At 70.7% G+C, this 12,765-nt stretch carries 9 protein-coding genes; 6 read left to right on the top strand and 3 right to left on the bottom strand.

Annotated elements, in window-relative coordinates:
* Positions 1 to 60: 60 nt before the first annotated feature.
* From ACZ63D_RS15700 to ACZ63D_RS15685, 4 genes are all read left to right on the top strand, one after another.
* Positions 61 to 363, top strand: coding sequence for a hypothetical protein (locus ACZ63D_RS15700; RefSeq protein WP_465355003.1), 303 nt, complete (start codon positions 61 to 63; stop codon positions 361 to 363).
* Between the two features lie 20 nt (positions 364 to 383).
* Entirely contained in the window at positions 384 to 1,760 is a 1,377-nt protein-coding gene (locus ACZ63D_RS15695; RefSeq protein ID WP_465355002.1) for a TNT domain-containing protein, read from the top strand.
* On the top strand, positions 1,761 to 3,989 hold the full coding sequence (locus ACZ63D_RS15690) for an ADP-ribosylglycohydrolase family protein (RefSeq protein ID WP_465355001.1): 2,229 nt from the start codon (positions 1,761 to 1,763) through the stop codon (positions 3,987 to 3,989). It abuts the gene before it with no gap.
* 124 nt (positions 3,990 to 4,113) lie between these two features.
* On the top strand, positions 4,114 to 6,006 hold the full coding sequence (locus ACZ63D_RS15685; RefSeq protein ID WP_465355000.1) for a TNT domain-containing protein: 1,893 nt from the start codon (positions 4,114 to 4,116) through the stop codon (positions 6,004 to 6,006).
* Here ACZ63D_RS15685 and ACZ63D_RS15680 read toward each other — a convergent pair.
* From ACZ63D_RS15680 to ACZ63D_RS15670, 3 genes are all read right to left on the bottom strand, one after another.
* A complete protein-coding gene (locus tag ACZ63D_RS15680; RefSeq protein WP_465354999.1) occupies positions 5,992 to 6,825 on the bottom strand; it encodes a class I SAM-dependent methyltransferase in 834 nt (277 codons plus the stop codon). The genes ACZ63D_RS15685 and ACZ63D_RS15680 overlap by 15 nt on opposite strands.
* The gene (locus ACZ63D_RS15675) at positions 6,810 to 8,135 is read right to left on the bottom strand and encodes a sensor histidine kinase (protein ID WP_465354998.1); all 1,326 of its coding nucleotides are present in this window, start codon (positions 8,133 to 8,135) and stop codon (positions 6,810 to 6,812) included. The genes ACZ63D_RS15680 and ACZ63D_RS15675 overlap by 16 nt, the downstream gene beginning before the upstream one ends.
* 109 nt (positions 8,136 to 8,244) lie before the next feature.
* The gene (locus ACZ63D_RS15670; RefSeq protein ID WP_465354997.1) at positions 8,245 to 9,690 is read right to left on the bottom strand and encodes a CCA tRNA nucleotidyltransferase; all 1,446 of its coding nucleotides are present in this window, start codon (positions 9,688 to 9,690) and stop codon (positions 8,245 to 8,247) included.
* 107 nt (positions 9,691 to 9,797) lie between these two features.
* On the opposite strand from ACZ63D_RS15670, the gene ACZ63D_RS15665 reads away from it, so the two are divergent.
* The gene (locus ACZ63D_RS15665; protein WP_009085315.1) at positions 9,798 to 10,304 is read left to right on the top strand and encodes an NUDIX hydrolase; all 507 of its coding nucleotides are present in this window, start codon (positions 9,798 to 9,800) and stop codon (positions 10,302 to 10,304) included.
* Between the two features lie 14 nt (positions 10,305 to 10,318).
* Positions 10,319 to 12,481, top strand: coding sequence for a DUF6049 family protein (locus ACZ63D_RS15660; protein WP_465354996.1), 2,163 nt, complete (start codon positions 10,319 to 10,321; stop codon positions 12,479 to 12,481).
* Positions 12,482 to 12,765 lie beyond the last annotated feature (284 nt).

The following is a 12,765-nucleotide window of genomic DNA, read 5'->3' as shown; positions in this document are numbered from 1 at the left end:
GGGTGACTTGTGACCCGGTCGAGTTAATCTCGGCCCGCGCAACCGACACGGGGGGCCACCGTGAGCACCATCGGCGACGACCGTGCCCGTCTCGACGCCGCTCCAGCAGTCCTGACCTCGCCCGACGGTCTCGTCCGCGCGACCGCCGGACCGGCCGGCACGCTCGGTCGGCTCGAATTCGCCCCGGACACCTTCGAACGCACGACGCCCGCACAGCTCGCGTCGACCGTCCAGGCACTCGTGCAGCACCTGGCCGACGCGCCTGAACCGCCGCACGCCGCGCAAATGCCCGCCCCGCGGCCGACCCCACGCCGGGTCCGTCCGCGCGGACCCGTGCCGCAGAACCGCCGTCGCGGGTCCTGATGTCGTCCGCTCCGGACGAAATGATTCACGTGGAACCAACGAGTACCGGTCAGCAGGCACTCGTCGAGATCGGCCGCCTGATCCGGGCGCACCGGGCCGATCCGGACGCGCTGGCCGGCCTCGGATTCGCCCAGCTCGGCGACCATTTCGAGGTGCAGGCGCGCAATACCGTCGCCACCTCCGAGATCGTCCAGCGGCTCACCGCGTTGCGGGCCGAGATGTACCACGAGGGCCGGGGCACCTGGATCCAAGCGCGCTACGTCCTCACCCCGGACGGTGCCTTCGACTTCGACTACTTCACCGACGACGAGCCCCCGTGGACGACGCCGCCCGATTCGTCCGCCTACCTCGCCGAACTCGCCACCTTCCCCCGCGACGACGAGCACCTCCCCGACTGGTGGCGGCTGCACGTCGGCCTCCCGCTCGGCGTGGTGTTCCGGCACGCCACCGCCGACCCCGAAAACCGCGAAACGCTGTCAGAAGAAGAGCTGCCGCTCGTGCTGCGATACCTCGAACGCGAGGCCGCGGCTGGCCCGAAGCACCGCACGGACGGCACTTGGATCTGGCCGGTCGAGGTGGCCGAGCAGCTGCGCGAACTCGGAATCGCACCCGAGCCGGAACTGCTCCAGCACATCCGCGACCTGGGCTTTCACCCGCCGTACGTCGACCATCTGGTGCGCCGTACGGCGGAAGCCGACCTCGCCGGGCAACCTCGTCCGCGACCGAGGCCGGACGACCTCCAGCGAACTGCAGCCGACGTCGCCGCCGAGCGGGAAACCAACCCGGACCCGGTCCTGTCCGACGCCGAACTCCTGACCCACCTCGGCCACCGGCTCGATTCCTTCGGCGTATGGCCCGACGTCCGTTGCCTCGGCGGCCGGGAAGCCGGGAAATGGAGCCTCTACCAGGTCAGATCCGGTTGGGTGGTGGTCGCGCCGGACGGGCACGAGCAGACCTTCGGCCGTCTCGAGGACGCCGCTCACCAGCTGCTCGGCGCGTTGCTGCTGCACCCCGCCCGCGCCACCGGCGGCCGCGAAACCCCGCTGGAAACGGCGCGGGAGGTCGCCGACTGGCCGGTCCAGCCGGTACCGGGTGACCCTCCCCTCACGCTGCTGCGGAACAAGAGACTCACTCGGTTGGCGGACGGTACCGTCGTTCTGCGGTTCGGCGAAGAACCCGGCAACCTGGTCCACCACCAGGCGGTACGGTTCCCGACGACGTCTCTGCCACTCGAACGGGAGGGGACGACCAGCACTTTCCGCCTCCGAAGATCACTCCACGTGATCACCGGGGTGACGGTGCCCTGGGCGAACCTTCCCGGGGGCGCGGTGGCGTACGTCTTGCCCAAGCCGATCGCGGAACACGAGTCCGACGGAAGCCTGGAGAGGATCGAGTAGGTGGAAGCGGCGGAAGCGGTGGAGAAGGTCGGGAAGTGGTTGCGCGCCGTGCACGGCCCCGAGGTCTCCGGACCGGGCGGCCTCCGGGTCGACCACGACCGCGTGCTGCGGGTCCCCGAAGGCTGGTCGATCCCGTACAACACCATCGCGTTCCTCGACGACGGCCGTCCGGACAAAGAGCTGTTCCCCGCCCCGTCGGTGCTCGTGCGCGAGCCGGACGGGGAGCTGCGCCAGGCGCATCCGCATCCGGGCGGGCTCAGCACGCCGGTCGCGTACCCGGGCCAGGAAAGCTGGCGCGAGGTAGTCGATCCGGAGTACGCGAAGGCCGGGCTGGGCGAACTGGGCGTGCCGCTGCCCGCGGTCGCGGGCTGGGTGAAGGTCGACAACGACGGCCACCAGACCGGTGACGAACGCGAAAACCCCGAGTACAAGGCCGGTCCGATCCGCCGCGGCTACCCCAAGCCGGAAAACCCGCTGGAAACACTCCTCGCCTTCGCGAGCGTCGGCTGGCTCTCGCGCGAACAGCTGCTCATCGGGCTGCTGCGCTGCGAAGTCTTCGTGCCGTTCGATCTCAAAACCGGCGCGACCGACCGCTTCTACTTCTCCGAGGAACGCAACGAGCTGCGCGTTTTCAGCTCGACCCGGCATCTGCCCGCCCGCGAACACGCTTGGTGGCGGGTCGACCTGGCGACCCTCGCCGAATTCGAGCACCCGCCGAACCTGGTGATCAACGGCGGTCCGGCGACCTTCGAGGACGTGGCCGGCGCCGAGCTGACCGCGATCGCGAAGCGGTTTCCCCGCCACGAGCCGCGGGTCGACGAGAACGGCCGCTGCCCGGAAATCGAAGAAGACCTCGAGAAGTTCGCCGTCGAAACCGCCGCCCGGATCGGCTTGGAGAAGCCGGTCGACGTGCCGAAGGCGGCGGCGGAACGCGCGCGGCGGCACGGGTTCGAGCTGACCTCCGACGAATGCCGCAAAACCGTCCTCGGCCGGTCGTGGCTGCGCCGGTTCGAGCAGCCGGAGCCGAGCCGGTCGCGGCCGAACGACTTGCGCGCCAACGGTCTCGTGCCCTCCTGGGACAACGACGGGCGGATCGTCCCCAAGCTCGACACCTTCGGCAAGTACCCCGAGATCAGCCTGGAGAACTTCCGGTACGGCTGGCAACGGGTCGTCGGCGCGTGGGTCGGGTTCGCGCTCGGCGAGGCGCTCGGCTCGGCCGTCGACCGGATGCGGCTGGACGAGATCGTCTCGACCTACGGTCCGGACGGGGTCCGCGACCTGCCGCTCGCGTTCGACCAGCCGGGCCGGATCGGCTCGATGACGCAGCGGCTGCTTTTCCTGACCGAGGCGGTGATCCGCAGCCCGCATCGCGAACAGCCGGAGTCGCGCGACGTCGAAAAACTGTTCCCCGGCGTCGTCCGCGGCGCGCTGGGCCGCTGGCTGCACACGCAGGGCGCGGCGATCCAGAACGCCGACGGTTTCCTCGTCAAGGTGCCCGAACTGCACGCCCGCCGCGCCATTGAGGACGCCGAGCTCAACGCCTATCTCGCGCTGGTCACCGGCGATCCGCACGCCGCGCCGATGTCGGGTCCGGCCGCGCTGCTCGGTGCGCTGCCCGCGGTGCTGACCGAGGCCGGACCAGGCACCGGGTTCAGCGGCGGCATCGGCCAGGTTGTGCGCGATCTGGCCGGCGTGACGCACCAGCCGGACGACGTGGCCGCGGCGACCTACCTGGCGTGGGTGTTCGAAAAGGCGCTCACGAAGGACTCGTTCAGCTATCCGGTGTGGAACCTCTCCCGCGAGGTGCTCGACGAGCACGACGGCCCGGAGTGGGGACCGGTTCGCGACCTCGTGGCTGAATCGGTGCCGTTCTTCGGCGAGCACGGCCTGCCCGACCTGCGGATGCCGGAGCTGATCGGCGACGGGCACAGCACGCTGTCCGTCCTCGGCCGTTCGTTCGCCGCGCTGTCGGGATTCGAGAACTACCCGGAACAGGCGATGCTGCGCGCGGTCAACCACTCCGGGCGCAGCGCGCTCACCGGCGCGTTGACCGGTGCGCTGCTCGGCGCTCGGGTGGGTGTTCCGGGACTGCCCCGAAAGTGGGTCGAACAGCTCGAATTGCACCACCTGATCGAACAGGTGGCGACCGACGCGCTGTGGCATTTCGACCGCCATTCCGCGCGGAACGCACTCGGCGACGCCTGGGTGCGGCGCTACCCGCGGCACTGATCGGTCACCCGAGCAGGTATTTGTGGGCGCATCTTCTCCCGTCTCCGGTGACCGATGGTCGGGTCGTGACACGGTCGGCTAAGTTCGTGGCGGCTACACGGGGGATTTCGGGGAGGAACCAGACGTGCGGTATCGGGTGGAATCGGGAGAACGCCCAGACGGCCTGTACGCGACGCTCGACGATCGGACTTTCGCGGCACAGCGCTCCACCACCGACGGCACGCTGCTGCTGACGGTCGTCGGCGACGAGGAAGCGCCCGAAGGCTTCGACCGCGAGCACGAGGGCAAACCCGCGAGGGTCGTGCTCGCGAACGAGGTGCCCGCGACGTTCGACCTGCGCACCTACGTCGAATACGACGACGAGCTGTTCGAGGTCGCGCCAGGAGACCAGCCGAACCTGACCCTGCGCTGGACGCGGCACGATCCGGTGCGCGCCGCCCAGCTCGGGCTCACCGATTTCTCGGTGACCGTCCCGGGCAAGCAGCTGACCGGGCTGTGGCTGACCCGGCACGACTACGGCGAGCCGAAGGCCGAGGTCGACGGCGGCGACCAGACCCGGATCCTGCGGGGGATCGGCCGCACGCTGCGCCAGGTGCCCGGCGGCTGGACGCGGGTCGCGGCGCAGTTCCGGCAGGTCGGCGACTACGCCGAGCTGGAGGTCCGCGCGGTCGGCGACGAGAACGGCCCGGTTTCGGTGTCGCTGCCCGGCACGCCGCAGCTGAGCACTTTGTTCTCCCAGCTGCGCGCGGCGATGTACCACCCGGAGACCGGCACCTGGTTCCAAGGCACCTTCACGCTCGACGCCGATTCGCAGTTCGATTTCGACTTCGACGCCGACCAGGAGCCGGACTGGCGGCTCCCGCCCAACGTCGCCGGCGAGCCCGCCCGCGAGTCCTACCTCGTCGAGCTGACCCGTTTCCCGAGGCCGGACAAGCATCTTCCGGACTGGCTCGGCGCGAAAGCCGGGCTGCCGCTGAGCGTCGGGTTCCGCCAGGCGCGGCCGGTCGACATGCACAACGAGGGCGAGCGGCCCGTGGTGAACCGCCCGCCGGTGCCGCCGGACCAGGTCCGCGGCGTGCTCGACTACCTGTTCCGCTCGCCAGTCGTGCTCCATCGGCCGGTGCCGCAGCCGGACATCTTCGCGCCCGGCGCGCCGCCGGACGTGCCGCAGGCGTTCCACACCGACGGCACCTGGATCTGGCCCGCCGCCGTGCCGCACTACCTGCGCAAATACGGTGTTCCGCCGGAGCCGGAGCTGGTCGAGCACATCCGCGCCGCCGGGTTCCGGCCGCCGATCGTGCGCGATCTGGTGCGCGCGACCGCCGAGGCCGACGTGCTCGGCAAACCGCGCCCGGGGCGTACCGAGGCCGATATCCCGGACGACAGTTCGCTCGCCCGCGCGATCCGCGGCGAGCCGATCCTCGGGCTGCGCGCGGCTGAGACGTTGGCGCTGCTGCAGCAACGGCTCGTCGAGCACGGCGTGCCGTCTTCGGCGTACCGGATCGGCGCGGACGAGGTGCCCACCGAAGGCGTGTGGACGTTGCGCCGCACGGAAAACCGCTGGGAGGTGTCGCGTCCGCCGTCGGTCGAGCCGGTGGCGTTCGCCAACCTCGCCGACGCGGCCCGGTTCCTCCTGGGCACGCTGCTGATGCTGCCGCCGCAGGCCCCGGACGAATCCGATCAGCCCGCGGACTGGCCGATCCTGCCGATGCGTGGCGAGCCGCCGCTGTCGTTCTTCCGCGGCAAGCGGATCGTCGCGCTGCCCGCCGGCACGACGGTGGTCCGGTTCGGTCCCGAGGCCGGGAATCTGGTGCACCAGAATTCGGTGCGGTTCCTCGAAACCTCGCTGACGCCGGACCGCGAACGCGACCGGCACGAGTACCGCGTGCAGCGCACGATCCGGGTGCTGACCGGCGTCACCGCGCCGTGGGGGCAACAACCGGGCGGAGCCACCGCGTACCTGCTGCCGAGGCCGATCGCGCAGCACCTCGAGCAGGGAGCGCTATCCCGGTTGTGAAGCGGTGATCAGCACGGCGGGCGACCACCAGTAGTCCGCGAGCGGTTCCACAGTCACGTCGGCGAACCCGGCGGCTTCGAGCTGCCGGGTCCACTGCGCGGCCGGATGTTCCCAGTTCGTCCGCGCCGTCCCGGCTGCGACACCGAGCAGCACCGGCAGTAGAAACCCTTGCGCCACCAGGGAAGCCTGCTCGCCATACTCCGCGACGCCCCGTTCGTACCGCTGCGCGAGCGACTCCAGGTCGGCGGTGTCCGGCACGTCGAATTCGGCCAGCACCAACCGCTCCGTCCGCGGCCGCAACGCTTTCAGCACTTCGGCCCGAGCGGCGGGCTCGATCGACTGCAGCGCGAATGTCGACTGTGTCAGGTTCCACGTGGAACCATCCGTGGCGAGAAAGTCCTGTGCGGTCAACGAAAACCGGCGCGCGTCAGGGACTTCGACGTCCGCGAGCAACGCCTCCGACGGCTCCACGAGGTCGATCCGCTCCGGCTGGAACGAGGCCCGCGCCAATGCCGGTTCGATCGCCAACCCGTCGCCACAGCCGAGATCCAGCAACGCCGCCGGACGCCAGGAGTCGTACCGCACCGCCAGTTCTTCGCTCAACCGCCGGTACAACTCGACGTTCCCGCCGCCGCGAATGAACGCCGTGAACGCGGCCGGCTGGTCGTACACCGGACCGCTCGGTCCCGCCGCGAGATACCTCGCCAGCTCAGCACCCAACGGAGTCCCCGCCTCGGCGGCGAGCGCACCCGCCCGTTCGGCATCGCCGTCCCGATACGCCGCCAGCGCACCGGCCACCCCGCTCACAGCGGCACCCACAACGTCACCCTCGTCCCGCTTCCCGGACTCGATTCCACCAGCGAAGTCCCGCCGACCTCGGCCAGTCGCGCGGTGATTGACTCGCTGATGCCGAACCCGGCCGGCCGATCGTGCGGACTGAACCCGGTGCCGTGGTCCCGCGTGATCACCGCGATCCCGCCGTTGCGTTCCTCCACCCGCACCACGACCTTGTCCGTCTCCGCGTGCTTCATCGTGTTGCGCATCGCTTCCCGCACCGCGTCGCGGATCGCGATCTGCCGGACCTCCGACAGCGTGTCGTTGTCCAGCTCGGCGATCACCAGCTGCGCGCGCAGACCGTCGCGCGCCATCTCCGCGGCCAGCGCGGCGAGCTTTTCGCCGAGCGGCCGCGCGCCTTCCTCGGCCCGCTGCGCCGCGGCGGTCTCTATCGTCTGCCGCAGCTCGATCGCCTGCGCGCGGGCCAGCCGCTGCACCTCGACCAGCCGCTGATCCGAATCGCCGGGACCGCCGAGCGCGATCGCTTCCAGCGTCTGCAGCACCGTGTCGTGCAGCATCCGGTGCTGCCGCGCGCGTTCGGCGAGCCGACCGTTGCGGATCCCGTACGCCAGCGCCAGCCGGATGCCGAGCCCGAGCAGGATCAGCGCGCCGACGGCGGTGAACAAGACGCCGAACATCGTCGGATACAGCGACGCGGCCTGTTCGAAATCGACCGTGCCGTGGTTGAGCAGGTCGGACAGCAGCCGCACCGGCAGGCTGAGCACCGCCAGGCCGAGCCCGGACGGAATGCCGACGGCGAGCGTGAGCAGGGCGACGCTGCCGAGCAGGTGTTTGTCCGCGACGCCGACCGCGTCGTGGAACACCGTGGGCGACACTGTCGCGCCCAGGAACAGCTCGAACGCGATCGTCGCCACGAGGTCGACCAGCAGCAGCCGCCCCGCGAGGTCACTGCGGAAGGGCGCCCGGCGCATCATCCAGAACAGTCCGAACGCGCTCAGCGCCACCGAGCACACGGTGACGATCGCGACCGACGCCAGCCCGGCCGGACCGTGCTTGACCGCGTACGACCCGAACGTCGCCGGCACCACCAGCAGCCGGTAGACGAGCGGGACCAGCACCACGTACCGGGCCGCGCGCAGCAGCAGTCCGTCGTGGTGGCGGTCGTCGACCGGACCGGCCATCCGCGAGATCCGCTGCAGCGCGCGCACCGGGGTGGGATCGGCGATCTCGTCGGTCAGCCCGGTCGTCGCGGTGGCCAGCGCGGGCGTGCCGCGCCGCAGCAACATGACGAGAAAGCTGGCGCCGCGCCGGTCCCCGTCCTGCTGCCGCGTCATCGATCCCCCTGTTCGTTCAAGAAAGGGAGTATCTCGGCTGCCCGGTCGATGATCCAGAGGCCAAAGGGGGATCGTGGCGAACCCGCGATCCTGAGTTCACTTCCCGGGACTATCCGCCCGAGCCGAGGCCCTCCGCCGCCGCCCACTTCTTGAGCTCGGCGACCGCCTCGTCGTGCTCCAGCGGACCGCGGTCGAGCCGCAGTTCCTTGAGGAACTTCCAGGCCCGGCCGACCTGCGGGCCCGGCGGGAGGCCGAGCAGCCGCATGATCTCGTTGCCGTCGAGGTCCGGCCGGACGCGGTCGAGGTCCTCCTGCTCCTTGATCCGCGCGATGCGGGCCTCGAGATCGTCGTAGGTCGCCTGCAGCGCGGCCGCCTTGCGCTTGTTGCGCGTGGTCGAATCGGCGCGGACGAGCTTGTGCAGCCGGGTCAGCAGGTCGCCGGCGTCGGTGACGTAGCGGCGGACCGCCGAATCGGTCCACTCGCCGCCGCCGTACCCGTGAAACCGCAGGTGGAGGAACACTAGCTGGGAGACCTGCTCGACGATCTCCTTCGAGTACTTCAACGCCCGCAAACGCTTGCGGGCCATCCGCGCGCCGACCACCTCGTGGTGGTGGAAGCTCACCCCGCCGCCGGGCTGGAACTCCCGGGTGGCCGGCTTGCCGATGTCGTGCAGCAGCGCGGCCAGCCGCAGCACGAGATCCGGCTCACTGGTCGGTTCGTGCGACTTCTCCAGTGCGATCGCCTGCTCGAGCACGGTGAGCGAATGCTGGTAGACGTCCTTGTGCTGGTGGTGCTCGTCGATCGCCAGCCGCATCCCGGGCAGCTCCGGCAGCACCCGGTCGGCCAGCCCGGTGTCGACCAGCAGCTCAAGGCCCGGTCGCGGATCGGCGGCGAGCATCAGCTTCGACAGCTCGGTCTGCACCCGCTCGGCGGTGATCCGGTCGATCTCCTCGGCCATCGACGTCATCGCCTCGACCACGCGCGGCGCGGCGGTGAAGCCGAGCTGCGCGGAGAACCGGGCCGCGCGCATCATCCGCAGCGGATCGTCGGCGAACGACTCCTGCGGCAGCGCCGGGGTGTCGAGCACCTTCAACCGCAGCGCGTCCATGCCGTCGTGCGGGTCGATGAACGTCTTCCCGACCAGGTCGATCGCCATCGCGTTGACGGTGAAGTCACGGCGCAGCAGGTCGCCCTCGATGGTGTCGCCGAAGGTGACCTCGGGGTTGCGGCCGACGCGGTCGTAGCTGTCCGCCCTGAACGTGGTGATCTCCAGCGTCGTGCCGTTCTTGGTGACGCCGACGGTGCCGAACGCGATGCCGACGTCCCAGACCGCGTCGCCCCATTCGCTGACGATCTGCAGCACCCGGTCCGGGCGCGCGTCGGTGGTGAAGTCGAGGTCGTTCGACAGCCTGCCGAGCAGCGCGTCTCGCACGCTGCCGCCGACCAGGTACAAGCTGTGGCCAGCGCGCGCGAAGCGCTCGGCCAGCTCGTCGGCCAGCGGGGACACTCGCATCAATTCCGTCACCGCGTTCTGCTGGGCGACCAGGTTGTTCACTCGAATCCCACCACGAGAATGACGCCAACGCTGCCGGCGCCGCCGGACACGGACACGGACACGGAGAGCCAGAGTACCCGGGCGGCCGTTTGCTCTAGCATCGCAGCATGTCTGGATCTGCCGGTCGCGCCGGACCGCCGACGCCGCGCCGGCGGCGACGGCGCCACCGCGGCAGGCGGCTGACCACGGTCGACGAGACCTCGGCCGGCGGACTGGTCGTCGACCCGGAGCGGGAACGCGCGGTGCTGATCGGGCGGCTCGACCGACACGGCAGACTGCTGTGGTCGTTGCCGAAGGGCCACATCGAGGACGGGGAAACGGTGGAGCAGACCGCGGTGCGCGAGGTGAAGGAGGAAACCGGCATCTCCGCGCGCGTGCTGCACCCGCTGGGCACCATCGACTACTGGTTCGTCGCGCAGCAGCGCCGGGTGCACAAGACCGTGCACCATTTCCTGCTCGAAGCCACCGGCGGCGAACTGTCGGACGAGGACGTCGAGGTGACCGAGGTCGCCTGGGTTCCGCTGGCCGAGCTGGAGACCACCCTCGCCTACGCGGACGAGCGCAAGCTGGTTCGCGGGGCAGCGGAACTTTTCGCGCCCGACGAGCGCGGCTGAGAGGGAGCACCCGAGTGAAGCGGCCCGCCGCCTTCTTGCTGTCCTTGCTGATCGTCGCCGCCACCGCGTTGTTCGGTGCGCCGGCAGACGCGCAGGAGAACCCGTCGCCGGAACCGGCCCGCTTGCGGCTCGACCTCGGCCAGCTGGCCCCGCGTGTGGTCACCAGCTCGGACCAGGCGATCACGGTGACCGGGACGGTGACCAACACCGGGTCCCGGCGGATCGTCAAGCCGATGGCCCGGCTGCAGATCGGCGAACGCCTCGCCAGTCCGCGCGCGATGGACGCGGTGCTCGCCGGGAACCCGGTGCAGGACAGCCCGCTCACCGACTTCACGCTGCTCGCCGAAGACCTGGAGCCAGGCCAGAGCGCGCGGCTGGACATCACGGTGCCGCTGACCGGATCGCGCGGTTCGGCGCTGCGGCCGGGCGTGTACCCGCTGCTGGTGAACGTGAACGGCACCCCGGAGTACGGCGGCCCGGCCCGGCTCGCCGCGGTGAGCTTGCTCATGCCGGTGCTGTCGACGCCGGGACACGCGAGCAACCAGGCGACGCCGCGGCATTCGAAACTGGCCGTGCTGTGGCCGATCACCGACAGCACTCCGCACATCCAGTCCGCGCCGTTCGGCGTGCCGATGACGCTCACCGACGATTCGCTCGCCGACGAGCTGAGCCCGGGCGGACGGCTTTACTCCCTGGTCTCGGCGGCGCGAGCGGCGCAGGAGACGAATCCGAAGGTCGGCGGCTCGCTGTGCTTCGCCCTCGATCCGGACCTGCTGCGCACCGTCGACGCGATGCGGGACGGTTACCGCGTCAGCGGCGGGGTCACCGGCAAGGGCGCAGACGCCGCGTCGAACTGGCTGGCGGCGCTGCGCGCGCTGGTCACCGGCCGATGCGTGGTCCCGATGCCGTTCGCCGACGCCGACCTCACCACGCTGGGCAAGGTCCGCGGCGCCGACGGCAATCCCGACGCCGGTCTCATGACCACGGCGCTGACCGGCACCGCGACGATCCGCCAGGTGCTCGGCGTCGAGTCGAAGAGCGGCGTGTTGTGGCCGGGCGGAACGCCGGACGACAAGGCGCTGTCGGCGATTTCGTCGGGCGGCTTCCAGACCGTGCTCACTGACAGCGCGAAACTGCGGGCGGGCGGTGACGACGAGACCGTCACCGGCGCGGCCACGCTTTCCGACGGCCTGCGCGCACAGCCGACCAACTCCATGGCCACCGCCGGTCTCACCGGCTTCGTGCCGGGCCCGCAGACGCCCACCACCTACAGCGGTGCGTCGCAGCGCGCGGTCTCCACGCAGAACGGCCTCGCCGCGATCGCCTTCGAGGCCGGACTCGGCCGCACCGAGGGAGCCACCGGCGGGCCGCTGCTCGTCGCTCCGCCGCGGCGCTGGGACGCCACCACCGACGAGCTGAACGCCTTCCTGTCCGGGCTCGGCAAGCTCACCAACGCCGGGGTGACGGCCGGTTCGACGCTCGACGACCTGCTGACCAGCACCCCCGAAGGCAGCGCTTCCCTCGTCGCGAACACCCGCTCGGACGGCGGCGCGGCGGTCGCCGACCAGCTGTCCGGTCTCGACCAGGACGCCGCCAGCCTGCTGTCCGCGATGCAGATCGACCCCAGGAACCGGGTCGAACCGAAGGCGATCGTCGGGCCGGTCCGCGACGCGGTGGTCCGCGGCAGCTCGACCGCGTTCGGACCGTCCTCGGCCCCCTCGTCCGCCTCGGCGAACGCGACCGCCGAACTCGCCGCGATCCGCGATCAGGTGACCGTCGAACAGCCGAAGCAAACGATTGCGCTCGCATCCGGGTCGTCACCGCTGCCGGTGTACGTGCACAACGACCTGCCGGTCGGGGTCACCGCGCAGATCGCGCTCAAGAACAACATGGGGATCCGGGGAGAACAGGCCAAGAACTACCTCTTCTCGGCGAAGGGCGGGCAGACCCGGTACGTGCAGATCGAGGCGCTGCGGGCCGGACGGCTGTCGGTCGATGTGTCGTTGACCACCCCGTCGGGTACTGATCTCGGCGCGACCGCGCGATTCGAGCTGACCTCGACCGAATACGGCCCGATCACCATCATCATCACCGTCGTCGCTGGTTGCGCGCTGCTGCTGCTCGCGTCCCGGCGGATCTACCGGAGGATCAAGGAAAGCCGGGGCGGCACGCCCTGACATCCTCGAGGGGCCGGGTGCTCGCGCCCGTTCCCGATTACCCTAGGTCGGCGCTGCCACAATGGCAGGGACCAGGGGACCGCTGAGGATTGGGCACGCGTTGGACAAAGAGCCGGGTCAACCACCCGAGCGTGCGGGGCGTCCTCGGCGGGACGGCTCGGCGCCGAGGCGGAACGACCAGCCTCGTCGCGCGGTTCGGGACGCCCGCCGGCAGCCGCCCCCTCCGCCGCCGCCCGCCGACCGCAGGCAGCCGCCGCCCACGCCCAACGGCACCCGCCGGATGC

This window comes from Amycolatopsis sp. NPDC104775 (assembly GCF_055583325.1).
This window is presented reverse-complemented; position numbering and strand designations above follow the sequence as displayed.

What these genes read in the sequence shown, in the direction of transcription:
- ACZ63D_RS15695 (WP_465355002.1), top strand. Translation starts at nt 384, where the DNA reads ATGATTCACGTGGAACCAACGAGTACCGGTCAGCAGGCACTCGTCGAG.
- ACZ63D_RS15665 (WP_009085315.1), top strand. Translation starts at nt 9,798, where the DNA reads ATGTCTGGATCTGCCGGTCGCGCCGGACCGCCGACGCCGCGCCGGCGG.
- ACZ63D_RS15675 (WP_465354998.1), bottom strand. Translation starts at nt 8,135, where the DNA reads ATGACGCGGCAGCAGGACGGGGACCGGCGCGGCGCCAGCTTTCTCGTC.